The organism is Streptomyces sp. NPDC046349, from assembly GCF_055587885.1.
This window is the reverse complement of sequence record NZ_JBVJFK010000016.1, coordinates 146,812-171,966: the sequence shown is the minus strand read 5'-3', so window position 1 is coordinate 171,966 and position 25,155 is coordinate 146,812. Positions and strand designations below refer to the sequence as shown.

Below are 25,155 nucleotides of genomic sequence, written 5' to 3'. Positions count from 1 at the left end.
GACACCGCCGGAGACGAGGGGACCGCCCGTGCAGTTCGAGGTGTGGGCACCGCTGTCGGGCCGGGTCGCCCTGCGACTCGACGACGTGACGTACGACATGACACGCGATCCCGACCGGGACGGCTGGTGGACCGCGCAGGCCCCGGCCGGGGACGGGAGCCGCTACGGCTTCGTCCTGGACGGGGAGACCACTGCGCGGCCCGACCCGCGCGGCCGGCGGCTGCCCGACGGACCCGACGGGCTGTCGGCCGTCGTCGACCTCGAGGCCCTGGCCCCGCGGCCCGCGCCGTCGCCGCGACTCCCGCTCCAGGACGCGGTCCTCTACGAGCTCCACGTCGGCACCTTCACCCCCGAGGGCACCTTCGACGCGGCCGCCGCCCGCCTCGGCCACCTCGTCTCCCTCGGGGTCACACACGTGGAGCTCATGCCGGTGTGCTCCTTCGCCGGCCGGCACGGCTGGGGCTACGACGGGGTCGCGCCCTGGGCTGTGCACGAGCCGTACGGCGGCCCGGCCGGCCTGGCCCGGTTCACGGCGGCCGCGCACGAGGCCGGGCTGGGCGTGGTCCTCGACGTGGTCCACAACCACCTCGGGCCCTCCGGCAACCACCTGCCCGCCTTCGGCCCGTACTTCACCGAGACCCACCACACCCCGTGGGGCTCGGCGGTGAACCTCGACGCACCCGGATCCGACGAGGTGCGCGCGTACCTCACCGGCAGCGCGCTGGCCTGGCTGCGCGACTACGGCATCGACGGGCTGCGGCTGGACGCCGTGCACGCACTGGCCGACGGGCGGGCGCTGACCTTCCTGGAGGAGCTGTCCGCGGCCGTGGACGGGCTCGCCGCGGAGACCGGCCGACCGCTGTTCCTGATCGCCGAGTCCGACCGGTGCGACCCGCGCACCACCACCCCGCGCGCCGCCGGGGGCCTGGGCCTGAACGCCCAGTGGAACGACGACTTCCACCATGCCCTGCACGCTGCGCTGACCGGCGAATCCCAGGCCTACTACGCCGACTTCGCACAGGCACCGCTGGCCGCCCTGGCCAAGACGCTGACCCGGGTCTTCTTCCACGACGGCACCTGGTCCTCCTTCCGGGGCCGTACGCACGGCCGGCCGGTGGACCACCGCCGGACCCCGGCCCACCGGTTCGTCGGCTATGCGCAGACCCACGACCAGATCGGCAACCGTGCGCTCGGCGACCGGCTGTCGGCCTCGCTCTCCCCAGGGCTGCTGGCCTGCGCGGCGACGGTGGTGCTGACCGGGCCCTTCGTGCCGATGCTGTTCATGGGCGAGGAGTGGGGCGCCCGGAGCCCGTGGCAGTACTTCACCGACCACCCCGACCCGGAGCTCGCCGAGGCGGTGCGCAGCGGCCGGCGCCGGGAGTTCGCGGCGCACGGCTGGAAGGCCGAGGAGATCCCCGACCCGCAGGACCCGGCGACCCGGGACCGCTCCTGCCTGGACTGGTCCGAGCCCGGACAGCCGGACCACGCCCGCCTGCTGCGCTGGTACCGCACCCTGGTCGCGCTCCGCCGCACCCACCCGGACCTGCGCGACCCGGACCTGGCGGCGGTCCGGGTCGCCCACGACGAGGAGCGGCGCTGGTTGACCTTCCGGCGGGGCGACGTACGGGTTGCCGTGAACCTCTCCGCCGAACCGGTGACGATCGCCGCGGGCCGCAACGGGGTGCGGGTGCTGGCGTCCTGGGAGCCGCTCGAACACCCCGGCCCGGACGGGCGGATCCACCTGCCCGGCGAGTCGGCGGTGGTCCTCGGCGCCTGAGCGGGGTGAGGGTGTCCGGCGGGTCAGGTCGGTCAACCCCCTACTCGACGACGGCGAGTTCGCGCGGGGCGTTGTTCAGGCGGCGCCCGCCCTCCTCGGTGACGGTCACGATGTCCTCGATGCGGACGCCGAACCGGCCCGGCAGGTACACGCCCGGCTCGACGGAGAAGCACATGCCGGGCACCAAGGGCTGTTCCTCGCCCTCGACCATGTACGGCGGCTCGTGGGTGGTGACGCCGATGCCGTGGCCGGTGCGGTGGATGAAGCGGTCGCCGTACCCGAACTCCGTGATCACGGCCCGGGCCGCCCGGTCCACCTCCTGGCAGGCGACGCCTGGCCGGACCGCCGCGAACCCGGCCTGCTGGGCCTCGCGGACGATGTCGTGGACCCGCTGCTCCTCGGCGGTGGGCTCGCCGACGTGCACCGTGCGGGAGATGTCGGAGCCGTAGCCGAAGCGCAGGCCGCCGAAGTCGAGGACCACCATGTCGCCGTGGCGGACGACGCGCTCGCCGGCCTCGTGGTGCGGGTCGGCGCCGTTGGGCCCGGATCCCACGACGGTGAAGTCGACCTGGGAGTGGCCGTGCGTACGCAGCAGGGCGGCCAGGTCCGCGGCGACGTCGGTCTCCCGGCGGCCGGCGAAGGGGAGGTGGAGGATCTGCGCGTAGGCGGCGTCGGCGGCTGCTGCGGCCGCGGCGAGGCGCTCCAGTTCCCGCGCGTCCTTGACGGCGCGGAGCATGGGCAGGCAGTCGGTCAGCGCCGCGTAGGAGGTGTCGGGCAACTCCCGCTGGAGGCCGAGCAGATGCAGGGCCCACGTGTTGTCGCTGACCCCGAAGCGGCCGCGGAGGTCCAGCAGCGGGGCGGTCAGCGCGTACGGATCCTTGCCGTCGGCCCAGTCGCGCAGGGTCAGGGCGTCGGCTCCGGGTGCCTTGGCCGCGTCGGGCGCCTCGAGGGCGGGGACGACGAGCACCGGCTCCTGCCCGGCGGCCAGGACGAGGAGGGTCAGCCGTTCGGTCTCGGCGGTGGGGCGGTATCCGGTGAGGTGGGTGAGGTCGGGTCCGGGGGCGATCAGCAGCCCGGCGAGCCCCGCCTCGGCTGCGCTCCGGGCGGCCGAGGCCATGCGGGCGGCGTAGTCGGCCGCGGTGAAGGGGGCGGGGCCGGCGGCGTCGGTGTCGGTGTCGGTGTCATCGGTCATACCGGGGATCCTGCCGTGAGCCGTGCGGCGAGGGCGGCGGCCGCGCCGGTCGGGGTGCCGGGCGAGAGCAGTTCCGTACGGTGCACCAGGCGCGGGGCGGACAGCGGTACGGCGACGCCCGCGCCGGCGGCCTCGGCGACGCGGCGCGGGAGGAGTACGAGGCCGTGCCCGGCGGCGGCCAGGGCGCAGAGGGCGAGCAGGTCGGTGCCCTCGTAGCGGACGGAGGATCGGGCGGCGGTGAGCGGCAGGCCGATGCCGGGGGCGTCGATCCAGCGGGCGTCGCCGAGGTCGTCCAGGCGGACGGAGGCACGGGCGGCGAAGGGGTGTCCCTCGGGCAGCAGTACGGCCGGCTCCTCCTCCCCCACGCCGGTCACGGTGAGCGGTGCCACGTCGGGCAGCCGCAGCGGGTCGCTCGGCGCGGCCGTGCCGTCGACCAGCCCGAGGTCGCACCCGCCGGTGGCCACGGCGGCCGGTACCTCGGCCGGGGGCAGCACGCGCAGGGTGACCCCGGTGGCGGGCAGGGCGGCGAGCAGCTTGGGGCCGACGGCGAGCGGGGACGCGGCGAGTGTGACGCGCCCGGGCGGGACGGCAGCCAGCCGCAGTACGTCGGCCCGCGCGGCGTCGAGCCGCAGCAGCAGCGGTCCTGCGTGCTCCAGGAGCCGCAGCCCGGCCGGGGTCGGTGCGACGGGCCGGCGGGTGAGGAGCTCCGCCCGCAGGTCGCCTTCCAGCGCGGCGATGTGCTGGGAGACGGCGGACTGGGTGTAGCCCAGCTCGCGGGCGGCGCCGGAGAAGGAGGCGAGCCGGGCCACGGTGACGAAGGTCCGGAGCAGGTGCGGATCCATGGTCATCAGAATCACTTATCGCAGGTGCACGAACAATCGTTGGCGCTGAAGCGGGCGCCGGTCACAAGATGAGCGGTATGACGACCGCACACACCGCACACACGGGGGTGCCGCGGATCGCCCTGGTCGGCGACCGCTCCCCCCACGTGAAGTCCCACACGCGGATCCCGCTCCTCCTCGACGCCCTCGCCGCCCGTGACGGGCTCGTCCTCGACGCCTACTGGATCCCCACCGGCGATGCCGCGGCCGAGGCCGCGTCCGGGACCCTGGCCCGCTTCGACGCGGTGTGGGTACTGCCGGGCAGCCCGTACGCCAGCGAGGCCGGGGCACTGGCCGCGATCCGGGTGGCCCGCGAGGAGGGCATCCCCTTCCTCGGGACCTGCGGCGGCTTCCAGCACACGCTGCTGGAGTACGCCCGGACGGTGTGCGGGCTTGCCGACGTGGCGCACGCCGAGAACGACCCCGGGGCCCCGGACCTGCTGATCGCCCCGCTCGCCTGCTCGCTCGTCGGCCACGAGGGCCTCGTGCGGGCCGAGCCGGGGTCGCTCGCCGAGGCAGCGCTCGGCGCGGAGCGGTCGACGGAGCGCTACCACTGCAGTTACGGGCCCGCTCCGCGGCACCTGCCGGCCCTCACCGCGCACGGTCTGCGGCTGTCGGGGCACGACGCGGACGGGCAGGTGCGCATCGCGGAGCTGCCCGGGCACCCCTTCTTCCTCGCCACGCTCTTCCAGCCGGAGCTCCAGGACGACGGGACCAGGCCCCACCCGATCATCAGGGCCCTCGCCGTGGCGGCCGCCCGGCACGCCGCCGGCCGCGACGGCGGGTCCACGGCCCCGCTCGCCGCCACCCTGGCCGCGAGCCGGTCGGCCGGATAACGCGTCGCAGGGCCACCCCGCAGATCGGCTATGCTGTGCATGCACATCGACGGGCGGTCCTCCGCCCCTCGTGGTGGGTGTAGCTCAGTTGGTAGAGCACCTGGTTGTGGTCCAGGTGGCCGCGGGTTCAAGTCCCGTCACTCACCCTGTCCCCCTGGGGTACGAGGTCTCCTCGTACCCCAGGGGTTTTTTGTCTGCACCGACGGCCGAGAGCCACCGCTAGTCGCGGAGGAAGGCTTCCACTTCGGTGGCGAAGGCCACGGGGGTCTCGTGCGGCGGGTAGTGGCCGGCGCCGGGGAGGGTGCGGATGCGGCAGTTCGGGTACCAGACCTGCCAGGTGGCGCGCATCACGTCGGCGGTGAGCGCGAGGTCGTACTCGCCGACCAGGACGAGCACCGGGACCGTGTTGCCCTTGACGGCGGCGGAGAGGTCCAGGGACTGCCAGCTCGCGAGGTAGTCGGCGAAGGCCTCGGGGCGGGAGATCTCCAGGGAGTGGGCGACCATCCGGTCGATCCAGTGGCGGCTCGCCCGGTTGCCGGTGACGAGGTCGAGGATGGCGCGCCGGTTCGCGGGGCTCTCGGCGGCGCCGAAGAAGAGCGCGTGGGCGGCGTCGTCCATCTCGTACGGCGCGGCGGGGACCGGGTTGATCCCGACGAGCTTCTCGATCCGCTCGGGGGCGTGGACGAGGACCTGCTGGGCGGCCTTGCCGCCCATCGAGTGGCCGAGCAGGGAGAAGGTGTCCCAGCCCAGCTGGTCGGCGAGGCGGAGGACGTCGTCGGCGATCTCGGGCAGGGTGTGGCGGCCGGCGACGTCCCGGCGTTCGCCGTAGCCGCGGTAGTCGAGGAAGGCGTACGAGAACCCTTCCGGATCCAGGTGGTCCAGCACCGAGCCCCAGTTGGCGGACGTACCGAACCAGTCGTGCAGCACGATGACGCGGACGGGTCCGGTGCCGATCCGGCGGTGGGCGATGGCCATGCGTTCTCCCTGGGTGACGGGGATGGTGACAACCGACGCCGTACGTCATGCCCACCGCGCCTACCATCACACCGTGAACCCGACACCGCGCACGGACCGGCTGGTCATGGGGGACTTCTCGCGGCCGGACGGGGCCCGGCACCCCCATCACCCGCGCAGCTACGAGATCACCGACCCCGCCGAGGCCGACGAGGTCAGGGCCGTTCGGGAGCTGGGCCGCCGGCTCGCCGCCGCGGCCGGCGAGGACCTGTTCGACTGCGGATGCGGGGAGGACGACGGGACCCGGCACGCCACCCCCGAGTCGCACCGGCTGCTGGACCCGCTGTCCCCGGACGGGATCCCGGCACGCCACCGCGCCCGCTGGGTGGCCGCGGCGCCCGGCGCGCTGCGTGAGTACGCCGGGGCGCTCGCCGCGGGCGCCGAGGATCCGGCGCCGCCGCGCGGGGTGCCGCCGAGTGTGGCCTTCGGCTGGTTGGGCGCCGTACGGCCGGAGCCGCGTGACGCGGCGTGGCTGCTCGCCGAACGGGCTCCCGTGCGGCTGCTGGCCGGGGTGGCCACCGCGGAACTGGCCTGGGCGGTACGGGAGTCGGACCGGGTCGGGCTGGAGGGTGCCGTGCGGTTCTTCGCGGGCGAGGAGTTCACCACCCGCCACCCGAAGCGGCGCCGGGTCCCGGACACCGCCCGCGATCTCCTGCTCCGGCACGCCCGCAGCCACCGCCCCGGGGACCTGGCAGTCCTGGAACGGCGGCTGCTGCGCGCGCCGCAGGACCGGATCAGGCGGTCCTGATCGCCGGGTCGGAGACGCCGGGGGCGCCGGTCTCCACGTGCCCCGCGAACCGCCGCAGGAAGGTGGGGTCGAGGTCGGAGACGACCTTGACGTCGTACCAGCGGCCCGTGGTGGCGAGGCTCACGGTGTGGGTGACCGTGCCTGCGGCCGCGACCCGGAAGGTCTGGGCCGCGCCGCCGTAGGAGTTGGTCACGGTGAGGTTGACCGCGGCCGTGCCCGAATTGGTCATCGTCAGGTCCAGGTTGCCGGTGGCGCTCGCGTGGCGGGCCGTCACCTCGGGCCCGGCCTTCTTCGCCGGGCCCTTGAACGTGCGCAGGAAGCCGTTGGGACCCCACACCGTCAGGTTGATCTGGTTGCCGGTGGAGCTGCTGGTGGACCAGGTGTCCGACAGGGTCTTGCCCGCCTCGACCGTGTAGGGCCACGGGCCGTCCGTGCGGTTGCCCGAGGTGCTGTGGAAGTGGGCGCCCAGGGTCGGGCCGGAGGCGAAGGTGAGGGTGAACCTGCCGGTGGAGACGGTGCGGGCGCCGTCCACGTACGGGACGTAGCCGAGCGCGCGGGTCGGCTTGGACCCGGCCTCCTGCGGCGGCAGGGCGCCCGTGGCGGGTGGCGTCGGGTGGTAGGAGGGGTGGCGGTCCCTGTCCGGCGGGAGGTAGCCGGCCGTGGACGGCAGCGCGGCTGGGGCGGCGTCGGCCCGGGTGAAGTCGAAGGCCGAGGTCAGGTCGCCGCAGACGGCGCGGCGCCACGGGGAGATGTTCGGCTCGTGCACCCCGAAGCGCTTCTCCATGAAGCGGATCACCGAGGTGTGGTCGAAGGTCTCGGAGCAGACGTAGCCGCCCTTGCTCCACGGGGAGACCACGATCATCGGGACGCGCGGGCCGAGCCCGTACGGTCCGGCCGCGTAGCCTCCGCCGCCCGCGTAGAGGTCCTTCGAGACGTCGGCGGTGGACAGGCCCCACGCGGAGGACGCCGGCGGGTACGGCGGGACCACGTGGTCGAAGAAGCCGTCGTTCTCGTCGTAGGTGAGGAACAGGGCGGTCTTCGCCCACACCGCCGGGTTCGCCGTCAGCGCGTCCAGGACCTGCGCGATGTACCAGGCGCCGTAGTTCGTGGGCCAGTTGGAGTGCTCGCTGAACGCCTCGGGGGCGGCGATCCAGGAGACCTGCGGCAGCGTGCCGGCCACCACGTCGGCGCGCAGCCGGTCGAAGTAGCCGTCGCCCGCCTCGACGTTCGTGCCGGTGCGGGCCTTCTCGTACAGGGGGCTGCCGGGCTGGGCATTGCGGTAGGCGTTGAAGTACAGCAGCGAGTTGTCGCCGTAGTTGCCGCGGAAGGCGTCGTCGATCCAGCCCCAGGATCCGGCGGCGTTCAGGCCGTCGCCGATGTCCTGGTAGACCTTCCAGGAGATCCCGGCCGCCTCCAGCCGCTCGGGGTAGGTCTTCCAGCCGTAGCCGAGCTCCTGGTTGCCGAGGACCGGGCCGCCGCCGACGCCGTCGTTGCCGGTGTAACCCGTCCACATGTAGTAGCGGTTGGGGTCGGTGGCGCCGATGAAGGAGCAGTGGTAGGCGTCGCACACCGTGAAGGCGTCGGCGAGGGCGTAGTGGAACGGGATGTCGTTCCGCGTCATGTACGACATGGTCGTGGCCGTCTTGGCCGGGATCCACTTGTCGTACTTGCCGTTGTTGTAGGCCTGGTGGCCGCCGGCCCAGTCGTGGTTCAGCCCCTCCAGGAACTGCATCCCGAGGTCCGCGACCTGCGGGTGGAAGGGCAGGATGTCCTTCGTCCCGTTCGACTGGTGGAAGACCGTCCTGCCGTTGTCCTGGAGCACCGGCCGCGGGTCCCCGAAGCCGCGGACCCCCTTCATCGCGCCGAAGTAGTGGTCGAAGGACCGGTTCTCCTGCATGAGGACGACGATGTGCTCGATGTCCCGGATCGTTGCGGTGGTGCCCTGCGCCGGGATGGCGGCGGCCCGGGCGATGCTCTCGTTCAGCATCGCGACGGCGGCCGTGCCGCCGGCTATCTGCAGGAACCTGCGGCGGTCGAGTTCTGCCATGGGGTGACGACCTCTGGGGGTGAGGGGGGAGTCGAGGGGCGCCCCAAGGACAGCGGCCCCCGGGTACCGGACGGAGATGCCTTCGTGACAGCGCGCCGTACACCTGGAGAACGGACGGCGTGGCGGTGCGCCGCGCCGGGCGCCGCCGCGCCGCCGGGACGGGACGCTTGAACCACGCCCCCGCAACAGACGGCGAGAACGGGCCACATGGCCGGAACGGCGTGTTCCTACTCATCCGGACCGGGCACCGGCACCCCGGCCACTTGAGCATCCGTACTCAGGCCCCGGGCGCACCCGGCTTGCCATCGTGAGGGCATGTTCATCGAGCCGAGTGACCCGCCGCGGAGCGCCGGGCCGACCGCCGTCGGCAGCTTCCTGCCCGAGGATGTACTGTCCTCGGAAGCCCTCCAGGGGGAGGTGGCGCGCCGCAGTGGCCTGACACTGCCGCCCAGGCTGCTGACGCAGGCCACCGGGATCCGCTCCCGCCGCGTCGCGGGCGAGGGCGTGTACGCCTCCACGCTCGCCGTGGGCGCCGCCCGCCGGGCCCTGGACGCCGCCTCCCTCTCCCCGCTCGACATCGACCTGCTGCTCTTCGCCTCCGCGTCCCGCGACATGGTCGAGCCGGCGACCGCGCACATCGTGCAGGCGGAACTGGGCTCGCGGGCCCACGCCCTGGACGTCACCAACGCCTGCAACAGCTTCGTCAACGGCATCGACCTCGCCCGGTCCATGATCCTCGCCGGGCGGGCCCGGCGGGCCCTGGTGGTCACCGGCGAGACCCCGAGCCGGGCGGTGCGCAAGGACCCCTCCGGACTGGCGGAGCTGCGCGACGGCTTCGCCGGCTACACCTTCGGCGACGCCGGCGCGGCCGTCGTGGTGGAGGCCGTGGAGCGGGGCGGCATCCTCCACGTGGACTGCGAGACCCACTCGGAGCACTGGGAGGTCGGCGGTATACCGGGCGGCGGTTCGCGGCACCCGCGCGGGGACGCGTACACCTACTTCCGGGGCGACGGGCACGAACTGCGCAGCGTCTTCGAGAAGGTGGGCACCGCCGTCATCGACCGGACGCTGCACCGCACGGGGATGGGCTGGGAGGGCTTCGCCAAGGTGCTGGTGCACCAGGTGACGGTCCCCTATCTGGAGCGGTTCGCCGAACTGACCGGGGTGCCCGCCGAGAAGCTGGTGGTGACCGTGCCGGAGCTCGGCAACGTGGCCAGCGCCAGCATCGGGGTGCAGCTGGACCGGGTGTTCCCGGAACTGGCGCCCGGGGAGAGGGTGATGTTCGTCGGCCTGGGCGGCGGCATCAGCATCATGACGATGGTCTGGGAGAAGTCGTGAGCCGCATGTGGGTCGTGGTGCCCGCGCACGAGGAGGAGGCCCGGCTCGCGGACACCCTGCGGGCGCTCGCCGCGCAGCGCGACCGGGACTTCACCCTGCTGGTCGTCGACAACGCCTCGGCGGACGGCACCGGCGCCGTCGCCCGGGAGTTCGCCGCGCACGCTCCCTTCCCGGTGGAGGTGATCGAAGAGCCCGAGAAGGGCGTCGGCTCCGCCGTGGACACCGGCTTCCGCCACGCGATCGCTCGCGGTGCCCGGCTGCTCGCCCGCACCGACGCCGACTGCCTGCCGCGGCCCGGCTGGAGGGCGGCCGCACGGACCGCGCTCACCCGCCGCCCCGGGCTCGTCTGCGGGCGGATCACCGCCCGCCGCGACGAGCACGGCCTGCTGGGCCGGGCCGGTTTCGCCGTGCTGGTGGCGCTCGCCGCGCTCTTCGGCCGGCTGCGGCCGCGGCACGCCCGCCGGCACGGCTACCGGGCGCCGTACCGCATGCACGCCGGGAACAACATGGCGATCACCGCCGAGCTGTACCTGGCCGTCGGCGGCATGCCGCGGCGCCCCTCGCCGACCGACCGGCTCTTCCTCAACGCCGTACGCCGCCACACCGACCGGATCGTCCACTGCCGGGAGATGGTCGTGGAGAACTCGACGCGGCGCCTGCGGGCCTACGGGCTCGCCGGCACCGCCCGCTGGTACCTGGACCAGGGCAGCGGCACGCACGGAACGGACGACCCCCGCTGATGCTGGACCGACTCGACCACGCGCTGCGCAGCCGCCCGGAACGGGCCGCCGTGCTCACCGCCACCCGTACCGGCGCACCGCGCGTGCGGGCCACCCGCGGCGAACTGGCCGAGCTGGCGGACGCGTTCGCCGCCGCCCTGCACGCGCGCGGGCTGCGCGCCGGGGACACCGTCGGGGTCGCCGTGCGCCCCGGGCCGCGGGCCCTCGCCGTCCTGCTCGCCCTGTGGCGCCTCGGCCTGCGCGGCGCCGTCCTGGACCCGGGCGCGGGGCCCGACGTACTGCGGGCCCGCCTCGCGCTGGCGCGGCCGGCGCTGGTCCTGGCCGACGCGGCCGCGCAGGCGGTGGCGGGCTGGGCCCGGCCGCTGGCCCGCCGGGCCGGGCTGGCGCTGCCCGACCTGGCCGGGCTGGGGCCGGTGGCGACGGTCGGCCCCCGGCTGCCGGGGTGCGCGCCCGCGCTGGACCTGGGGGCGCCGCGGCTCGGCGTCCCCGCGCACGCCGGCGTGGACGGCGACGCCGACGCGGTGATCGTGTTCACCTCCGGGACCACCTCCCGGCCCCGGGCCGTGGTGCACACCCGGGCGAGCCTGTCGGCCGGCATGGCCACCGTGTCGTCCCTCTTCGACGCCCGCGGGGACGAGCCGGTGCTCGGCGGCACCTTCTTCGTCCTCGTACCCTCGCTGACGCGCGGCGCCCCCGTGGCCCTGCCGGCCGCGCGCACCCGCCTGCTGGCCCGGCAGCTGCACCGCCTCCGGCCCTGCGACACCTATCTGACCCCGCCCCGGCTGCGGGACGCGCTGGGCGCCGGCGCCCGTTTCCACGGGCGGGTGTGGACGGGCTCCGCACCGGCCGGCGCCGGCCTGCTGCACCGTGTACGGGACGCGGGCGCGGCCGAGGCGTGGGGCGTGTACGCGCTCACCGAGCTGTTCCCCGCCGCCGCCGTCGAGTCCCGGGAGAAGTCCGCGTTCGACGGACCCGGGGACCTGGTCGGGGCCCCACTGCCCGGCGTACGGGCCGAACGGGACGGGGACGGACAGCTGCTGCTGTCCGGGCCGGCGGCCCGCCACCGCTACCTCGGGGAGGAGCCCGAGCGGTGGGTGCGTACGGGCGACCGGGCGCGGCTGGACGGGGCCGGCCGGATCGTCCTGGAGGGCCGGTGCAAGGACATGGTGCTGCGCCGGGCCGAGAACATCTACCCGGGCCTGTACGAGCCCGCCCTGCACGTACCGGGGGTGGAGCTGGCCGTGCTCGTCGGGATCCCGGCGGGCGACGGCGACGAACGCCTCGTCGCCGTCGTCCAGCCGCAGCGCGGCACGGACGAACCGGCTCTGCGCGCGGCCCTGTCGAAGCCGGTCGCCCGTATGGGCACGGCCCGCCCGGACGAGGTGCTCCTGGCGCGGATCCCGCTGTCGGGGCGCTCGCGCAAACCGGACCGCGCGGCGACGGCCGCCCTCGCGGCGCAGCGCCTGGGCCGGGTGTGACGCCTGGACCCGGCGTGTCCCCCGGGGCCGGCTGCCTTCTGCAGCCGCGTGTCGGCAGGGGCCCACACCATCGGCCCTCAACGCGCCCCGGACCGGGCCCGAACCGACCGAATCGCCAGGCCGGCCGAGGTCCGGGCCGCCGGGCCCCGCCAGGTCCGGGCCGCCGGACCCGAGCCCCGCCGGACCCGAGTCCCGAGCCCCGAGTCGCATGCCCGCAGCACCCGCACGCCCGTCCCACGGAGGTACAGCCCGATGAGTCCCACGTCCCACGCCCGGGCCCGGCGCCGCGACCGCCGGGTCTACCTCGGCGGCCACCCCGTGCTGTTCGGGCTGCTCGCCGCGACGCGCGCACGGCCCGTGCGCCGGCTCGGCGGCACCCTGCTCGTGCACGGGGCAGAGGCCTACCGGCAGGCCCTGACGCGGCTGCCGCTCGACCGGACGGCCGCCGGTACGACGGGCGGTGCGGCGCGCGCGGCTCTGGCGGGCGACGGGGGTGTGCTCTTCGACCAGGAGGGCAGCGGTCACCGGTCGGACCGGCGGGACCTGGCCGCCGGACTCGGCGCCGCCGGCGTGGAGGACCTCCGGGCCCTGTGGCAGCCCCTGCTCGTCCGCCGTCTCGAGCCCCTCGCCGGGGGCGGGGAGGTGGACCTCGTCGAGCTGTCCCGGGAGCTGGCCGGGACGGTGGTGTGCGCGCTGCTGGGCTCCGGCGCCGACCCGTGCGAGGTCGCGCGGGCCGCCGCCGAGGCCGCGGCCGCCTCCGTACGCAGCCACCTGCCCGGGCCGCGCCGCCCGCGCGCCGAGGCCGCCGCGGCCCGGGCCGCAGGACGGCTGGGCGGCCTGCTGGGGGGTGAAGGCGAAGGGGCGCCCGCCGCCGCGTGGTCGGGCTCGGCGGCGTCCGGCGCGCGCGACGGCGGGGCGGGGGAGGACCGGCATGCGGCGGCCCGGCGGTCGACGCCGCGGAGCGGGCGCGGGCCTGCCCCGGCCGAACAGGCGGGAATGCCCGGGGACGGCCCGGGCCGCGCCGACGGCGCACTGGCCGCGATGGTGGCGGTCGCCGCCGTGAACACCACGGTCGCGGCGCTGCCGCGGGCCGCGGCCTGGTGCGCCGACGCCGGGCTGTGGGACCAGGCCGGCGACGAGGCACTGCGCCCGGCGCTGGCGGCCGAGCTGCTGCGGGTCACGGCGGCCTCGCCGCTGCTGCCGCGCGTGGCCGCCGCGGACGGCACGGTCGGCGGCTGCCCGGTGCGGGCAGGTGACCGGCTGCTGCTGGTCGCCCGGCACGCGGCGGACGCGCACGGGCGCGACCCCGACGCCCGTCGGCCCGCGGAACCGGCCTTGTCCCGGCTGGTGTTCGGGGCCGGCGCGCACGCGTGCCCCGGGGCCCGGCTGGCGTCCGTCCAACTGGCCGACGTACTGGCGGCGTTGGCCCCGTACCGGCCGGTGGTGACGCGGGCCCGGGTGGACCGGGGTGCGGCGCTGCCCGGCTGGCGGACGCTGTGCGTCCGGGCGGCGTCGTGATCGCGGTCACGGGCGCGAGCGGGTTCTGCGGCGGACACGTGGCGCGCGCCGCCGCGGCGGCCGGGGCGCGGGTGGTGGGCCTGGGGCGCAGGCCGGGCCCGGTGGGCGGGCACCGCTTCTGGGATGCGACGGCCGGCGAACCGGATCTCACCGGGGTGGACGTGGTGGTGCACTGCGCGGCGGCGGTCGGCGACCCCTCCCCCGGTTCCGCGGCGCAGGCGCTGATGCACGAGGTCAACGTCGCCGGCACGGAGCGGCTGATGCGGGCCGCCGCGGGCCGGCCGGTGGTGTGGGTGAGCAGCGCCAGCGTCTACGATCCGCGGCTGGACCGCTCCCTGGTCGGCGAGGACCATCCGCGCGCCGGCCAGCTGAACGCCTACGGCCGTACGAAGGCGGCGGGCGAGGCCCTGGCGCTGGCCGCCGGTGCGGTGGTGCTGCGCCCGCGGGCCGTGTACGGACCGGGCGACACCACGCTGCTGCCGCGGCTGCTGTCACGGGTCCGGGCGGGCACCCTGCTGCTGCCGGGCCCGGACGTGCGGCTGAGCCTGACGGCGGTGGAGAACCTGGCGGCGGCCTGCCTGGCGGCCGCGGCCTGGCCGCCGGGGGCGTACAACGTGGCCGACGGGCAGCCGTACGGGCGCGACGCCGCGGTCCGCGCGGTGCTGGACGCCCACGGTGTCCGGGCCCGGATCCGCCACCTGCCGCTCCGGCTGGCCCGTACGGCGGCCCGGGTCGCGGAGGCGCTGCCGACCGCCGAGCCGGCCCTGAGCCGCTACGCGGTGGACCAACTGGCCCACTCCGTGGTCCTGGACCTGACGCGGGCCCGCTCCCGGGGGTGGACCCCGCACCGCACCCTGGCGGACCACCTGGACGCTCTGGCCGGCGGGCCGGGGACGGTCAGCCGCCCGCGGCCGCCGGGGCGTGCTGCGCCTTGTCGATGAGCACGTCGAGCAGGGAGAGCAGGGAGGCGCGGACGTCCGTGCGCGAGCGGGCGTCGAGCATGAGGACGGGGGTGTCCGGGTCGCGCAGGTGCAGCGCCGCCCCGATCTCCTCGGCCGTGTAGGGCTGTTCGCCGTGGAAGCAGTTCGCGCCCACCACGAAGGGCAGGCCGCGGCTCTCGAAGAAGTCGACGGCGGGGAAGCTGCGGTCGAGGCGCCGGGTGTCGACCAGCACGATCGCCCCGAGGGCGCCGGCCAGGAGGTCGTCCCACATGAACCAGAAGCGTTCCTGGCCCGGCGTGCCGAACAGGTAGAGGACGACTCCGGCGTCGGTGAGGGTGATCCGGCCGAAGTCCATCGCGACGGTGGTGAGGGTCTTGGACTCGATGCCGTCGAGGTCGTCGACGCCGACGCCCGCAGCCGTCAGCCGCTCCTCCGTCCGCAGCGGTTCGATCTCGGAGATCGTCTGCACCAGGGTGGTCTTGCCGACTCCGAATCCACCGGCGATGAGGATCTTGACCGGGTCCGGTTCCCGGGACGAGGGCGGGGCGGGCGTGTCATATCCGGGCAAGGTTGTCCCTGATTCTCATGAGCAGGTTGACGTCGGTGGTGTCGGAGGCCGCCAGGGGCGGCCGGTGGTCGATCAGCCCGCGGTCGGCGAGTTCGCCGAGGAGCAGCGTCATCGGTGTGAGGCGGATGTTCATCCGCGCCGCTATCTCCGCGACCGCGCGCCCGCCCGGCGGCGCGCACATGACGAGGATCTCCTGCCACTCGGTGGGGAGTCCCCCGTGCGCGTCGCCTGCGACCGCCGCCGTGATGGTGGTGTCCATGGTCAGGACGGTGTGCTCAGCGGCTGTACGGCCGTCGGTGAGGGCGTACAGCCGCGTACGGCGGCGGCCCGCGGGCTGCGGATCCTCCTGCGGCATCAGGAGTTCGGCGTCTGGCCGCGCTCGGGGGTGCCCAGCCATTCGCCGAGCGCCTGCGCGGTGCGTACGGCCTCGCCGCCCAGTTCGCCGAGGCGGGCCTTGCGCGAGGTCACCACGATGAGCGTGCTGCCTTCACCGCAGCCGACGATGCACAGGTACCTGTCGTCCATCTCGACGAGCTGGCGGATGACACGGCCGCCGTCGATCTCCCGGGATATCGCCTTCATCGTGGAGGCGATACCGGAGGCGGCGGCCGCCATGCGCTCCGCCTGGGGCTGGTCCAGCAGGTAATCGCTGAGCCGGATGCCGTCGTTGGACAGGAGCACGGCTCCCTGGATGCCGGCGATCCTGCTCAGGTTGTTGTCGAGGACGCTGTAGATCGCATCGTTGGATGCCGCGGTGTTCGATGAGGTGGTCATGACTGATCCCGTCGGAGCTCTTCTTCCACTGTCTGGGTCCCCTGTTCGTAGTCCGCCCAGGCGTCGGCGACCTCTTCCGGTGTCGCGGTGTCCTGGGGGACCTGTGTTTCCGGCGCGTGGGGGGCGCGCAGTTGGTCGGCTATGTGGGTCTGCGGGACGCGCTCGGGGAGGGCCGGCCGCGTGGGGGCGGCCACCGGGGCCGGCCGGACCGCGAGTGCGGTGGCGGGCGCGTGCCGGGGTGTCTTCGTACGGCGGCTGGGCAGTCCGGCGCTGGTGTGCGCCACCGGCTCCGGCTCGGGCACGTGGCCGGACTCTGACCCGTGGTCGGGCTCTGACCCGTGGTCGGACCGGGGTCCGTGGTCGGGCTCCGGCCCGTGCTCCTCGGCGGGGGCGGGAGCGGATTCGACGGCCGGGGCAGCGGCGGGGGCCGGGACCGCGGCCCCGGGGGCGGGCTCGCGGCGGGCGGGCCGGCGCAGGATCTCCGCCCCGCTCGGCCGCAGGAGTTCCGCGGGCAGTACCACCACGGCGCAGGTGCCCCCGTACACCGAGCGGCGCAGGGTGACCGTGGCGCCGAGCCGGTCGGCGAGGTGGCCCACGACGAAGAGGCCGAGCCGGTGGGCGTTCTGCGCGAGGACGGAGTACGGCGGCGCCTGGTGCAGGCGCCCGTTCATCTCCTCGTACCGCTCGGGGCTCACCCGCGGACCGCGGTCCTCGATCTCGACGGACAGGCCGTCCGCGACCAGTTCGGCGCGGATGACCACCTTGGACTTCGGCGGGGAGAACCGGGTGGCGTTGTCCAGCAGCTCGGCCAGCAGGTGGCTGATCTGGCTGATGGCGCTCGGTTCCACGCTGGTCTCGTCCAGGGCCTGCCGCTCGATGCGCCGGAAGTCCTCGACCTCCGCGGCGGCTTCGCGCAGCAGGTCGGCGACGCGCATGGGCTCGGTGTGCGGGTCGGGCACCTCGCCGCCCGCCAGGATCAGGAGGTTCTCGATCTGGCGCCGCATGCCGACCGTCAGCTGGTCGGACCGCATGAGCTGGGCGAGCAGCGCCTCGTCGTTGCCGAAGGTGTCCTGGAGGTCCTCGGTGAGGCTCAGCTGGCGGCTGACGAGGTTTCCGGTGCGGGAGGCGATGCCCGAGGCGAACAGGCCGAACCCGTGGCGCTCGGCCGCCAACTGGCGGTGTCCGTCAACCGACACGGCGACGGCCCGGGCGAACGCGTCGCTGATGCGTCCGACCTCGTCCCGGTCACCGCTCACGGCCGGCAGGGCCGCCGGGTCCACGGTCTGGCCGCGCTGGAGCCGGGCGACGACGTCCGGGAGGGTTTCCTCGGCCACGGTCACGGTGCGTTCGTGCAGGTCGTGCAGGCGGCGCAGGACCGACCGGGTGGTGAACACGACCACGACGACGACGGCGAGCAGTCCGCCGCCACTGCCCGCTATCAGCCAGGCCACCTCGGCCTGCAGCTCGGCGGCCTTGGCCTCGCCGCGGGTGAGCACCGAGCGGGCCAGGTCGATGTTGAGCGTCGTCATCTGCACGGAGAAGTTGGCGTGCGCGGACGACCAGCCGCCCACCTCGCCGGGGAGTTTGATGCCGGAGACGGTGTCCTTGTGCCCGGAGAGGACCGCGTTCTCTATGCGCGTCTTCTCCTGCCAGTCCTCGGAGCCGACGACCCGCTCGTAGAACCGCTCGTCCCGCGCCGTCAGGTGGGGCACGATCAGCGCTTCGTGCAGGTAGCGCTGGGCTCCCAGGGAGCTGACGAACTGGTCGTAGCCGACGAAGGTCAGTTCCCCGGACGGGCCGGCGAGGGCCAGGACGGTGTCCTCGCGCGCCACCATCTCGGTGGCCTGGAGCATCGAGACCACGGGGCGGCTCGCCTGGGCGAGTTCGGCGTCCTCCGCGTGGCTGAACTCCTGCTGGTAGACCTGGATGACCTTGCCGATGACGTCGGAGTAGTAGGCGAGGGTGCTGTCGGCGGCGCCGCTGCGGGTGTCCGCGCGCTGGCGGTACGCGGACAGTTTCTCGAGCTGCCGGGTCACTTCGGCGAAGGACCGCGAGGGGTCGTCGGCGAGCACCCGGAACTCGGCGGCGGCCGAGTCCGTGGCGGCGCGCCGTACGCGCAGTTCGCCCTCGGACCCTTCGGTGCCCGCCCACAGGGAGGCGGTCGCCGTCCGCTCCGCCTGCATGTCGACCATCAGCGTGTAGAGCGGGGCTCCGACCCGCTCGGCGGCCTCCACGTCGGCCCGCAGCTGGGCCGACTGCTCCAGCAACCGTTGAGCGGTCAACGTGACTTGGGTGCCCATCGCCACGGTGGGGACCACGGCCAGCCAGATGAGGAGGGTGCGCAGGCGCACGTTGCGCCACCGACGCGGCGTCGACCGCCCTCTTACGCCTTCGGGTTCTATGGGAGACATCGGTCCTCGGGAGCGGGGGCGTGGGGACGTCAGGGGTGGCCGAACGGCCGGACCGGGCACGGCACTGCAGAGGGGACGGCCACAACCGGTCTGGTTGTGACGGGATGTGAGGGGCCGATCATAACCAGACAGACGGAAGAAACGGATAGGTGTGTTCACCGGCCGACCGTGCTATCTCCGTCGGATCACCCCAGGCCAGAGACCGGATCGGAATCGAACCGCGACGTCCTCGACACCATGACCGTCCGATTCCGGCCGATCGCTGCTCCGGTCGCACCGCGCAGGGGGCGGGGTGACGATGGAGGGACGGTGCCCGCGGCTCGCGCCCTGCGGTCCGCGGCCTCCCTTTTCCTCGCGGTAAGGAAGACCCATGAACCGGCGCACACGGCTCCTCGTCCTCGGTCCCCTGGCGGCCGCCTCGTTCGTCGCCTCCCCCGCCGCCCTCGCCGCGGCACCGCACACCCCGCCGGCCGCCGTCCCGGCCGCCACGTGCTCGACCTCCGGGGTCCTCGAGAACGGGAAGGTGCACCTGTCCGGCGGCGGCTTCACCCCGGGTCCGGCCTACGTGTACGGGTCGGCCGGCTTCGGCGGGACGGTCGAGATCGCCCAGAACGGCGGCTTCCAGGTCATGAACGTGCCGCCCGGCCAGTACAGCGTCCGCCAGGGCGGCGAACTGACCCAGTGCAGCGGCTGAGCACGCACGCGGACGGGCCCTCCCGGCCCGCAGGGGGCGGGGAGGGCCCGTCGAGATCCTGAGCGGCCCGAAAGCCCTGAACGAGGTGTCGTGAGGGTCAGCCCGCGTCCGGGGCCGGGGTCAAACGCAGCGAGATGCTGTTGATGCAGTACCGCTGGTCCGTGGGCGTCGGGTAGCCCTCGCCCTCGAAGACGTGGCCCAGGTGGGAGCCGCACTTCGCGCAGCGGACCTCGGTGCGGACCATGCCGTGCGAGGTGTCGGCGAGCAGCTCGACGGCGTCGGTGTCCTTCGGGTCGAAGAAGGACGGCCAGCCGCAGTGCGACTCGAACTTCTCCGAGGAGCGGAACAGCTCGGCCCCGCAACCGCGGCAGGAGTACACGCCCTCGGTCTTGGTGTCGGTGTACTCACCGCGGAAGGCCGGCTCGGTGCCGGCGAGGCGCAGCACCTGGTACTCGGACGGGGTCAGCTCCGCCTGCCACTGCTCGTCCGTCTTCTCGACCTCGTACGACATGACTCTTCCGCTCCCTCGTTCCGTCAGCTCGAAAGGCGGGCGAGGATGGCGGGACCGAGGTCCGTGACGTCTCCCGCGCCCATGGTGAGAACGAGATCGCCGGGCTTGGCCATTCCCGCGATGACGTCGGCGACGGCCGCCTTGTCGTGCTCGGCGGTGACGTCGGCCCCGGCGGCCCGGGCGGCGGCGATGATGATGTCGCTGGTCACGCCGGGGATCGGGTCCTCGCGGGCGGGGTAGATGTCCAGGACGACGGAGGCGTCGGCAAGGGCCAGGGCCTGGCCCATCTCCTTGCCCAGCTCCTGGGTGCGGGAGAAGAGGTGCGGCTGGAAGACGACCAGGATGCGGGAGTCGCCGGCGGCTCCGCGGATGGCCTCCAGGTCGGCGTTCATCTCGGTGGGGTGGTGCGCGTAGGAGTCGATGACCTGGACGCCGGCGGCCTCGCCCTTGAGCTGGAGGCGCCGCTTGACGCCGGTGTACTTGCCGAGCGCGGAGGCGAGGTTGTGCGCGGGGATGCCGAGGGCCACGCCTGCGGCGAGGGCCGCGACGGCGTTGTGCGCGTAGTGGCGGCCGGGGACGGAGACGGTGAAGGTGAGCATCCGGCCGTCCAGGACCACGGTGACCTCGCTGGTCAGGCCACGCGGGGTGATCTTGGTGATCCGGATGTCGGCGCCCTCCTCCTCGCCGTAGGTGACGACGGTCAGGCCGTCCCTGCCCGCGACGCGGCGGGCGATCTCGGCGGCGCCCTCCTGGCCGTGGGCGACGACCAGGGTGCCGCCGGGCACGACCTTGCCGACGAAGGTCTCGAAGGACTCGTAGATCTCCTCGATCGACGCGTAGTTCGCGTGGTGGTCGAGCTCCGCGTTGAGGATGATCGCGACCTGCGGGGTGTACTTGTGGAAGGTGCGGTCGCTCTCGTCGGCCTCGGCGACGAAGATGTCGCCCTCGCCGTGGTGGGCGTTGGAGCCCGGGGCGTCCAGGTCGCCGCCGATGGCGTACGAGGGGTCCAGGCCGAGGGCCGAGAGGGACACCGCCAGCATCGAGGTGGTGGTGGTCTTGCCGTGCGTACCGGCGACGGCGATCGGGCGCAGACCGTCCATGAGCGCGGCGAGGGCGTCGGAGCGGTGCACGACGGGGATGCCGAGCTCGGCGGCGCGGGCCAGCTCGGGGTTGTCGGCGCGGATGGCGCTGGAGACGACCACGCAGGTGGAGTCGGCGGCGAGGTTGCCGGCGGCGTGCCCGCCGTGGACCGTGACGCCGTGGGCGCGCAGCGCCTCGGCGGTCTCGGAGTCACCGCGGGCGTCGCTGCCGGCGACCTTCCCTCCGCGCTGGGCCAGGATCTTCGCGATGCCGGACATTCCGGCGCCGCCGATGCCGATGAAGTGGGGCCGTTCCATGGCGGTCGGCAGGCCGGGCTTCATTCAGGTCGCTCCAGGATCGAGTGCGGTGCTTGTGTGCGGTCGGGCTCTGGGCCCAAGCCTATTCGTTGTGGGCGAAGAGCTTGAGCACGGGAACGCCGACCTTGTGGCGCGCCCGGGAGGCCCAGTCCCGGTGGAAGAACTCCTCCACGAAGTGCGGGGAGGTCAGGACGATCACCTCGTCGGCGCCGGTCTCGTCCACGACGGACTGCAGCTTGTCGAGCGGATGCTTCTCGACGATCTGCCCCACGGCCTTGGCACCCTTCTGGCGCAGGGCGTTCAGGGAGTGCGCGAGGGCGTGCGCGGCCGGGCCGAGCGCGTCCTCGCCCTCGGGCTCGTCGCCCTCACGGATGGCCTCGGGGAGCTCACCGAGCGCTACGTCGTCGATGGCGCGCAGCAGTCGGTCCTGGTCGCCCCGGGGTTGCATGAGGACGACGAAGGAGACCGGGTCGTCTCCGTGGAGGCTGGTGACGAAGTCCACGTCCACCGTGGTCAGCGGCTGCTCGATCATCAATACGCTCGTGAACACGGACGCCCTCTCCTTCATGGGCCGAGGCCGGCCGGCCGGCCCCTGCGGAAACCATCCTGCCCCGCTCTCGCACGGGGCCTGCGCAGGTATATGTGCCCAGCGAAAGCAAAGCGGAACGGGAAATTCCGCCCCTTGTCAGATCCGACGGTAGCTCGTGAACAGGAACCCGGCCTCCTCCAGTACGCAGGCGGGCGCGAGCCGGTGCGGAACCGTGACGGAAGGGCCTCCGGCGATGCGCTGGGCGCCGCCCGCCGTGAGCGTCGGGGAGATCGTCAGGCACAGCTCGTCCAGCACGTCGGCGGCCACGAACTGGCCCAGCAGCCGGGGTCCGCCCTCGGTGAGCTGGCGGCGCAGCCCGCGCGCTGCGAGCTCCCGTACCGCCCGGGCCGCGTCCACGGCCGCTCCCTCGCCGGCCACCAGCACCTCGGCGCCGGCGGCCTCCGCCTCGGCCACCCGGTCCGAGGGCGCCGCGGCGCCGGTCACCACCAGGGTCGGCACCAGCGGGGAGGTGAACAGGGGCAGCGAGAAGTCCAGGTCCATGCTCGCGGTGACCACGGCGATGGCGGCGGCCGGGCCCTGTCCGGCGGCCTCGCGGCGGGCGGCGAAGGCCTCCCGGGCGCGGGCCGGCCGGTAGCCCTCCTGGCGAACCGTTTCGGCGCCGACGACCACCACATCGGCCAGCGCCCGAAGGGTGCCGAAGATCCGCATGTCGGTCTCGCCGGAGATGGGCTGCGAGCGGCCGTCGTGCTGGGCGGCGCCGTCCAGGGTGGAGACCATGTTGGCGCGCAGCCAGTGGGCGTCCGCGGCCAGCGCGGGGTAGGCGTAGGCGTCCGCGAGCTCGTCGAGCGACCACTCCCGGTCCGTCCCGTCCTGGCTGCGGGCTGGTGTCTGATCGGTCACAGGGAACAGGCGTCGCATCGGTGCAGTGTGCCACGCCCCGTAGAGTTAAGGGCTGTGTCGACATCACTCTCCACCTCCGGCCGGCCCCCGATAGCCGACGCCGGGCCGCAGGCCCTGTGCGCGCGTGAGCCGCGGGTTCCCGCCGAACGGCTGGTGGCCGAGATGGTGCCGCCGCCGCGGTTCGACTCCGTCCGCTTCGACACCTACGACCCCGACCCGGCCCAGCCGAGCCAGGCCGATGCCGTCACCGTGCTGAGCGGCTTCGCCGCGGGCCTGGGCGGGGCGCACGCCAGCGGCTCCGGAAGGAAGCGCTGGTTCTCCAAGAAGCCGGCGGCCCCCACCGGGCCCCGCGGGGTCTATCTCGACGGCGGCTACGGCGTGGGCAAGACCCACCTGCTCGCCTCCCTGTGGCACGCCACCCCGGCCGAGCCCGCGCTCAAGGCCTTCGGCACCTTCGTGGAGCTCACGAACCTGGTCGGCGCGCTCGGCTTCCAGCAGACCGTGCAGACCCTGGGCGGGCACAGGCTGCTGTGCATCGACGAGTTCGAGCTGGACGACCCGGGCGACACCGTTCTGGTGTCCTCGCTGCTCAGCCGCCTCGTCGAACAGGGCGTGGCGCTGGCCGCCACCTCCAACACGCTGCCCGGCAAGCTCGGAGAGGGCCGCTTCGCCGCCGTCGACTTCCTGCGGGAGATCCAGGGGCTGTCGGCGCACTTCCGGCCGCTGCGGATCGACGGCCAGGACTACCGCCACCGCGGCCTGCCGGAGGCCCCGGCGCCGTTCTCCGACGAGCAGGTCACCAAGGCCGCGTACGCGACCGAGGGCGCGAGCCTGGACGACTTCCCCGGCCTGCTGGAGCACCTGGCCCGGGTGCACCCGAGCCGGTACGGCGCGCTGACCGACGGGATCACGGCCGTCTGCCTGACCGATGTCGGCCCGGTGCCGGACCAGTCGACGGCGCTGCGGCTGGTGGTCCTCGCCGACCGGCTGTACGACCGCGAGGTCCCCGTCCTGGCCTCCGGTGTCCCCTTCGACAAGCTGTTCAGTGAGGACATGCTGAACGGCGGTTATCGGAAGAAGTACTTCCGCGCCATATCGCGGCTCACCGCGCTGGCGCGCGACGCGAAACCCCTGGTGTCCCAGTAGGTTTGGGAGCGCCGGGCCCCCGTCGGGAGCCCGGCCGTTTCCCACCATCTGCGAAGGGATCACCATGGCCACCACGCGTCACGCGCACACCGTCTGGGAAGGCGACCTGCTGAAGGGCAAGGGCGTCGTCAGCCTCGACTCCTCGGGCATCGGTTCGTACGACGTCTCCTGGCCCGCGCGCTCCGAGGCGGCGAACGGCAAGACCAGCCCGGAGGAGCTGATCGCGGCCGCCCATTCCAGCTGCTACTCGATGGCGCTCTCCCACGGCCTCGCGGGTGCGGGCAACCCGCCCACCCGCCTGGAGACCAAGGCCGACGTCACCTTCCAGCCGGGTGAGGGCATCACCGGGATCCACCTGTCCGTCGAGGGCACGGTCCCGGGTCTGGACGAGGCCGCCTTCCTCGCCGCCGCCGAGGACGCCAAGAAGAACTGCCCGGTGAGCCAGGCCCTGACGGGCACCACGATCACCCTGAGCGCCAAGCTCGTCTGATCACCGGATCACCGGATCACCGATCGCGGTCGGGGGTGCGGGCCACACGGCCCGGCCCGCACCCCCCGCGTGTCCGTCAGGCCGTCGCCAGCTGCGGGAGCAGCCGCATGGCGTTGTCGTGGTAGATCCCCCGCAGCTGCTCCGGGGTGAAGGCCGGGTCCCCGTCGAGGGCGGGCAGCGCCAGGTCCATGACCGTGTCGGCGGGGGCGGCGGGCCAGTCCGTGCCGAACAGGACGTGGTCGGCCGGCACGTGCTCCAGCAGGGTCGCCGCGGGCGCCATGGGGCCCGCGGTGTCGTAGTAGAAGCGGCTCAAGCAGTCGCGGACGGCGGCGGGCTCGATGCTCGGTTCGCAGAACCGCCCCAGCGCCTGCAGGCGCGTCGCGATGTACGGCAGGAAGCCGCCGGCGTGGGGCAGGACCACCGAGATGTCCGGGAAGCGGTCCAGCGTCCTGCGGCTGATCATGTTCACCGCGGCCCGGGTGGTGTCCAGCAGGAAGTCGCACATGAAGTTGGGGATGCCGGGAACGGTCGACGCGCCGGGCGGGCCCGGCGGGCCTCCCGGGAGGTTGTGCGGGTGCGTGTCCACCACCGCGCGGCACTCGTTCAGCTGGTGGAACAGCCGGTCGTAGGCGGGGTCCCCGAGGTAGACGCCCCCGTAGTTGGCGGTCACGTTGACGCCGACGGCGCCGAGCTGTCCGAGGCCGCGGCGCACCGCCCAGGACGATGCCTCCTCGTCGTCCAGGAAGAGCGGCACGTAGTACGAGAACCGCCCCGGGTGCGAGGACGCCACCTCGATCATCGACCGCAGCGTGATGTTGATCGCCTCGCGCAGCTGGGCCGACGAGCGGTAGCGCGCCGGCAGCATCGGCTTGAGGACGGCGGTGGTGATGCCGGCGTCGTCCATGAAGCGGATCGCCGCCTCGGTGTCGAGGCGGGTCCACGGCGGCAGTTGCTCCGCTGTGATCAGCCCGTGGTGCACGGCCCACTCGCGCCACTCCGGTGCGCAGAAGTGATGGTGCATGTCGATCTTGGAGTGGACCGTGCCCGCCGTCTCCGGGCCGGGCGCGGAGGGACGCCGGGCGATCCGGATGACCTCGCTGGTGCCCACCGCGGCGATCCGCAGTTCGTCCGCGGGCGTTCCCAGGAGGCGCAGTGCGGGGGTACTCACGGAATCCGTCATGCCAATTCACCGCCCCATCGGGTC

Annotated in this window: 24 protein-coding genes and 1 tRNA gene; 12 read left to right on the top strand and 13 right to left on the bottom strand. The window is 74.1% G+C overall.

Annotated elements, in window-relative coordinates; all coding sequences use genetic code 11:
* Positions 1-28 precede the first annotated feature (28 nt).
* Positions 29-1,777 carry a malto-oligosyltrehalose trehalohydrolase gene (gene treZ, locus ACZ6JS_RS31915; protein ID WP_469303145.1) on the top strand — a complete coding sequence of 583 codons (1,749 nt, stop codon included), beginning with the start codon at positions 29-31 and terminating at the stop codon, positions 1,775-1,777.
* A 40-nt stretch (positions 1,778-1,817) separates the two neighbouring features.
* Here treZ and ACZ6JS_RS31910 read toward each other — a convergent pair whose 3' ends face one another.
* On the bottom strand, positions 1,818-2,969 hold the full coding sequence (locus ACZ6JS_RS31910) for a M24 family metallopeptidase (protein ID WP_469303144.1): 1,152 nt from the start codon (positions 2,967-2,969) through the stop codon (positions 1,818-1,820).
* Entirely contained in the window at positions 2,966-3,811 is an 846-nt protein-coding gene (locus tag ACZ6JS_RS31905; RefSeq protein ID WP_469303186.1) for a LysR family transcriptional regulator, read from the bottom strand. Before ACZ6JS_RS31905 ends, ACZ6JS_RS31910 begins: the two co-directional genes overlap by 4 nt.
* A 77-nt stretch (positions 3,812-3,888) precedes the next feature.
* On the opposite strand from ACZ6JS_RS31905, the gene ACZ6JS_RS31900 reads away from it, so the two are divergent.
* Positions 3,889-4,686: a CTP synthase C-terminal region-related (seleno)protein gene (locus ACZ6JS_RS31900; protein ID WP_469303142.1), complete on the top strand. Its 798-nt coding sequence runs from the start codon at positions 3,889-3,891 to the stop codon at positions 4,684-4,686.
* Positions 4,687-4,759: 73 nt separating this feature from the next.
* Positions 4,760-4,832, top strand: a tRNA-His gene (locus tag ACZ6JS_RS31895).
* Positions 4,833-4,905: 73 nt separating this feature from the next.
* On the opposite strand, the gene ACZ6JS_RS31890 is transcribed toward ACZ6JS_RS31895, so the two are convergent.
* Positions 4,906-5,661: an alpha/beta fold hydrolase gene (locus ACZ6JS_RS31890; protein WP_469303140.1), complete on the bottom strand. Its 756-nt coding sequence runs from the start codon at positions 5,659-5,661 to the stop codon at positions 4,906-4,908.
* 73 nt (positions 5,662-5,734) lie between these two features.
* Between ACZ6JS_RS31890 and ACZ6JS_RS31885 the strand changes: the two genes are divergently transcribed.
* Positions 5,735-6,448: a hypothetical protein gene (locus tag ACZ6JS_RS31885; protein ID WP_469303138.1), complete on the top strand. Its 714-nt coding sequence runs from the start codon at positions 5,735-5,737 to the stop codon at positions 6,446-6,448.
* On the opposite strand, the gene ACZ6JS_RS31880 is transcribed toward ACZ6JS_RS31885, so the two are convergent.
* On the bottom strand, positions 6,435-8,495 hold the full coding sequence (locus ACZ6JS_RS31880; RefSeq protein WP_469303136.1) for a phosphocholine-specific phospholipase C: 2,061 nt from the start codon (positions 8,493-8,495) through the stop codon (positions 6,435-6,437). The two genes, ACZ6JS_RS31885 and ACZ6JS_RS31880, sit on opposite strands and share 14 nt — an antisense overlap.
* A gap of 315 nt (positions 8,496-8,810) precedes the next feature.
* Here ACZ6JS_RS31880 and ACZ6JS_RS31875 point away from each other — a divergent pair, with 315 nt between their 5' ends.
* From ACZ6JS_RS31875 to ACZ6JS_RS31855, 5 genes are all read left to right on the top strand, one after another.
* Positions 8,811-9,833 (top strand): 3-oxoacyl-ACP synthase III family protein, encoded by a 1,023-nt coding sequence (locus tag ACZ6JS_RS31875; protein ID WP_469303135.1) that lies wholly within the window; start codon positions 8,811-8,813, stop codon positions 9,831-9,833.
* A gap of 5 nt (positions 9,834-9,838) precedes the next feature.
* Positions 9,839-10,573 carry a glycosyltransferase family 2 protein gene (locus tag ACZ6JS_RS31870; protein WP_469303184.1) on the top strand — a complete coding sequence of 245 codons (735 nt, stop codon included), beginning with the start codon at positions 9,839-9,841 and terminating at the stop codon, positions 10,571-10,573.
* Positions 10,573-12,051 (top strand): AMP-binding protein, encoded by a 1,479-nt coding sequence (locus ACZ6JS_RS31865; protein ID WP_469303133.1) that lies wholly within the window; start codon positions 10,573-10,575, stop codon positions 12,049-12,051. The genes ACZ6JS_RS31870 and ACZ6JS_RS31865 overlap by 1 nt, the downstream gene beginning before the upstream one ends.
* Positions 12,052-12,303: 252 nt before the next feature.
* Positions 12,304-13,569, top strand: coding sequence for a cytochrome P450 (locus ACZ6JS_RS31860; protein ID WP_469303131.1), 1,266 nt, complete (start codon positions 12,304-12,306; stop codon positions 13,567-13,569).
* Complete coding sequence (locus ACZ6JS_RS31855; protein WP_469303129.1) at positions 13,566-14,510, top strand: NAD-dependent epimerase/dehydratase family protein; 945 nt, start codon at positions 13,566-13,568, stop codon at positions 14,508-14,510. Before ACZ6JS_RS31860 ends, ACZ6JS_RS31855 begins: the two co-directional genes overlap by 4 nt.
* Here the strand turns inward: ACZ6JS_RS31855 and ACZ6JS_RS31850 are convergent.
* From ACZ6JS_RS31850 to ACZ6JS_RS31835, 4 genes are read right to left on the bottom strand one after another with little or no spacing between them, the layout of a single operon-like run.
* Positions 14,467-15,078 (bottom strand): GTP-binding protein, encoded by a 612-nt coding sequence (locus ACZ6JS_RS31850; RefSeq protein WP_469303128.1) that lies wholly within the window; start codon positions 15,076-15,078, stop codon positions 14,467-14,469. The genes ACZ6JS_RS31855 and ACZ6JS_RS31850 overlap by 44 nt on opposite strands.
* Positions 15,065-15,433, bottom strand: coding sequence for a DUF742 domain-containing protein (locus ACZ6JS_RS31845; protein WP_469303126.1), 369 nt, complete (start codon positions 15,431-15,433; stop codon positions 15,065-15,067). Before ACZ6JS_RS31845 ends, ACZ6JS_RS31850 begins: the two co-directional genes overlap by 14 nt.
* Entirely contained in the window at positions 15,433-15,852 is a 420-nt protein-coding gene (locus tag ACZ6JS_RS31840; protein WP_030847754.1) for a roadblock/LC7 domain-containing protein, read from the bottom strand. Before ACZ6JS_RS31840 ends, ACZ6JS_RS31845 begins: the two co-directional genes overlap by 1 nt.
* Complete coding sequence (locus tag ACZ6JS_RS31835; protein WP_469303124.1) at positions 15,849-18,203, bottom strand: sensor histidine kinase; 2,355 nt, start codon at positions 18,201-18,203, stop codon at positions 15,849-15,851. The genes ACZ6JS_RS31840 and ACZ6JS_RS31835 overlap by 4 nt, the downstream gene beginning before the upstream one ends.
* Positions 18,204-18,633: 430 nt before the next feature.
* Here ACZ6JS_RS31835 and ACZ6JS_RS31830 point away from each other — a divergent pair, with 430 nt between their 5' ends.
* A complete protein-coding gene (locus ACZ6JS_RS31830) occupies positions 18,634-18,957 on the top strand; it encodes a hypothetical protein (protein ID WP_469303122.1) in 324 nt (107 codons plus the stop codon).
* Between the two features lie 97 nt (positions 18,958-19,054).
* Here ACZ6JS_RS31830 and msrB read toward each other — a convergent pair whose 3' ends face one another.
* The 4 genes from msrB to ACZ6JS_RS31810 all read right to left on the bottom strand — a co-directional run bounded on the left by msrB (position 19,055) and on the right by ACZ6JS_RS31810 (position 22,333).
* Positions 19,055-19,468 carry a peptide-methionine (R)-S-oxide reductase MsrB gene (msrB, locus tag ACZ6JS_RS31825; protein ID WP_030651645.1) on the bottom strand — a complete coding sequence of 138 codons (414 nt, stop codon included), beginning with the start codon at positions 19,466-19,468 and terminating at the stop codon, positions 19,055-19,057.
* A gap of 23 nt (positions 19,469-19,491) precedes the next feature.
* Complete coding sequence (gene murC / locus ACZ6JS_RS31820; RefSeq protein WP_469303121.1) at positions 19,492-20,889, bottom strand: UDP-N-acetylmuramate--L-alanine ligase; 1,398 nt, start codon at positions 20,887-20,889, stop codon at positions 19,492-19,494.
* 58 nt (positions 20,890-20,947) lie between these two features.
* Positions 20,948-21,415: a hypothetical protein gene (locus ACZ6JS_RS31815; protein WP_037632411.1), complete on the bottom strand. Its 468-nt coding sequence runs from the start codon at positions 21,413-21,415 to the stop codon at positions 20,948-20,950.
* Between the two features lie 135 nt (positions 21,416-21,550).
* Entirely contained in the window at positions 21,551-22,333 is a 783-nt protein-coding gene (locus ACZ6JS_RS31810; RefSeq protein ID WP_469303118.1) for a pyrimidine reductase family protein, read from the bottom strand.
* 36 nt (positions 22,334-22,369) lie between these two features.
* Here ACZ6JS_RS31810 and zapE point away from each other — a divergent pair, with 36 nt between their 5' ends.
* The gene (gene zapE / locus ACZ6JS_RS31805) at positions 22,370-23,461 is read left to right on the top strand and encodes a cell division protein ZapE (RefSeq protein ID WP_469303117.1); all 1,092 of its coding nucleotides are present in this window, start codon (positions 22,370-22,372) and stop codon (positions 23,459-23,461) included.
* 64 nt (positions 23,462-23,525) lie between these two features.
* Entirely contained in the window at positions 23,526-23,951 is a 426-nt protein-coding gene (locus tag ACZ6JS_RS31800) for an OsmC family peroxiredoxin (protein ID WP_030847731.1), read from the top strand.
* 76 nt (positions 23,952-24,027) lie between these two features.
* On the opposite strand, the gene ACZ6JS_RS31795 is transcribed toward ACZ6JS_RS31800, so the two are convergent.
* Positions 24,028-25,119, bottom strand: coding sequence for an amidohydrolase family protein (locus tag ACZ6JS_RS31795; RefSeq protein ID WP_469303115.1), 1,092 nt, complete (start codon positions 25,117-25,119; stop codon positions 24,028-24,030).
* Positions 25,120-25,155: the final 36 nt, after the last annotated feature.

Bases quoted from the DNA above. Each gene is read 5' to 3' on its own strand.
- ACZ6JS_RS31830 (WP_469303122.1), top strand. From the start codon at position 18,634: ATGAACCGGCGCACACGGCTCCTCGTCCTCGGTCCCCTGGCGGCCGCC.
- murC (WP_469303121.1), bottom strand. From the start codon at position 20,889: ATGAAGCCCGGCCTGCCGACCGCCATGGAACGGCCCCACTTCATCGGC.
- ACZ6JS_RS31870 (WP_469303184.1), top strand. From the start codon at position 9,839: ATGTGGGTCGTGGTGCCCGCGCACGAGGAGGAGGCCCGGCTCGCGGAC.
- ACZ6JS_RS31840 (WP_030847754.1), bottom strand. From the start codon at position 15,852: ATGACCACCTCATCGAACACCGCGGCATCCAACGATGCGATCTACAGC.
- msrB (WP_030651645.1), bottom strand. From the start codon at position 19,468: ATGTCGTACGAGGTCGAGAAGACGGACGAGCAGTGGCAGGCGGAGCTG.
- ACZ6JS_RS31845 (WP_469303126.1), bottom strand. From the start codon at position 15,433: ATGCCGCAGGAGGATCCGCAGCCCGCGGGCCGCCGCCGTACGCGGCTG.
- ACZ6JS_RS31880 (WP_469303136.1), bottom strand. From the start codon at position 8,495: ATGGCAGAACTCGACCGCCGCAGGTTCCTGCAGATAGCCGGCGGCACG.
- ACZ6JS_RS31865 (WP_469303133.1), top strand. From the start codon at position 10,573: ATGCTGGACCGACTCGACCACGCGCTGCGCAGCCGCCCGGAACGGGCC.
- ACZ6JS_RS31910 (WP_469303144.1), bottom strand. From the start codon at position 2,969: ATGACCGATGACACCGACACCGACACCGACGCCGCCGGCCCCGCCCCC.
- ACZ6JS_RS31900 (WP_469303142.1), top strand. From the start codon at position 3,889: ATGACGACCGCACACACCGCACACACGGGGGTGCCGCGGATCGCCCTG.
- ACZ6JS_RS31890 (WP_469303140.1), bottom strand. From the start codon at position 5,661: ATGGCCATCGCCCACCGCCGGATCGGCACCGGACCCGTCCGCGTCATC.
- ACZ6JS_RS31860 (WP_469303131.1), top strand. From the start codon at position 12,304: ATGAGTCCCACGTCCCACGCCCGGGCCCGGCGCCGCGACCGCCGGGTC.
- ACZ6JS_RS31800 (WP_030847731.1), top strand. From the start codon at position 23,526: ATGGCCACCACGCGTCACGCGCACACCGTCTGGGAAGGCGACCTGCTG.
- ACZ6JS_RS31810 (WP_469303118.1), bottom strand. From the start codon at position 22,333: ATGCGACGCCTGTTCCCTGTGACCGATCAGACACCAGCCCGCAGCCAG.
- ACZ6JS_RS31905 (WP_469303186.1), bottom strand. From the start codon at position 3,811: ATGGATCCGCACCTGCTCCGGACCTTCGTCACCGTGGCCCGGCTCGCC.
- ACZ6JS_RS31875 (WP_469303135.1), top strand. From the start codon at position 8,811: ATGTTCATCGAGCCGAGTGACCCGCCGCGGAGCGCCGGGCCGACCGCC.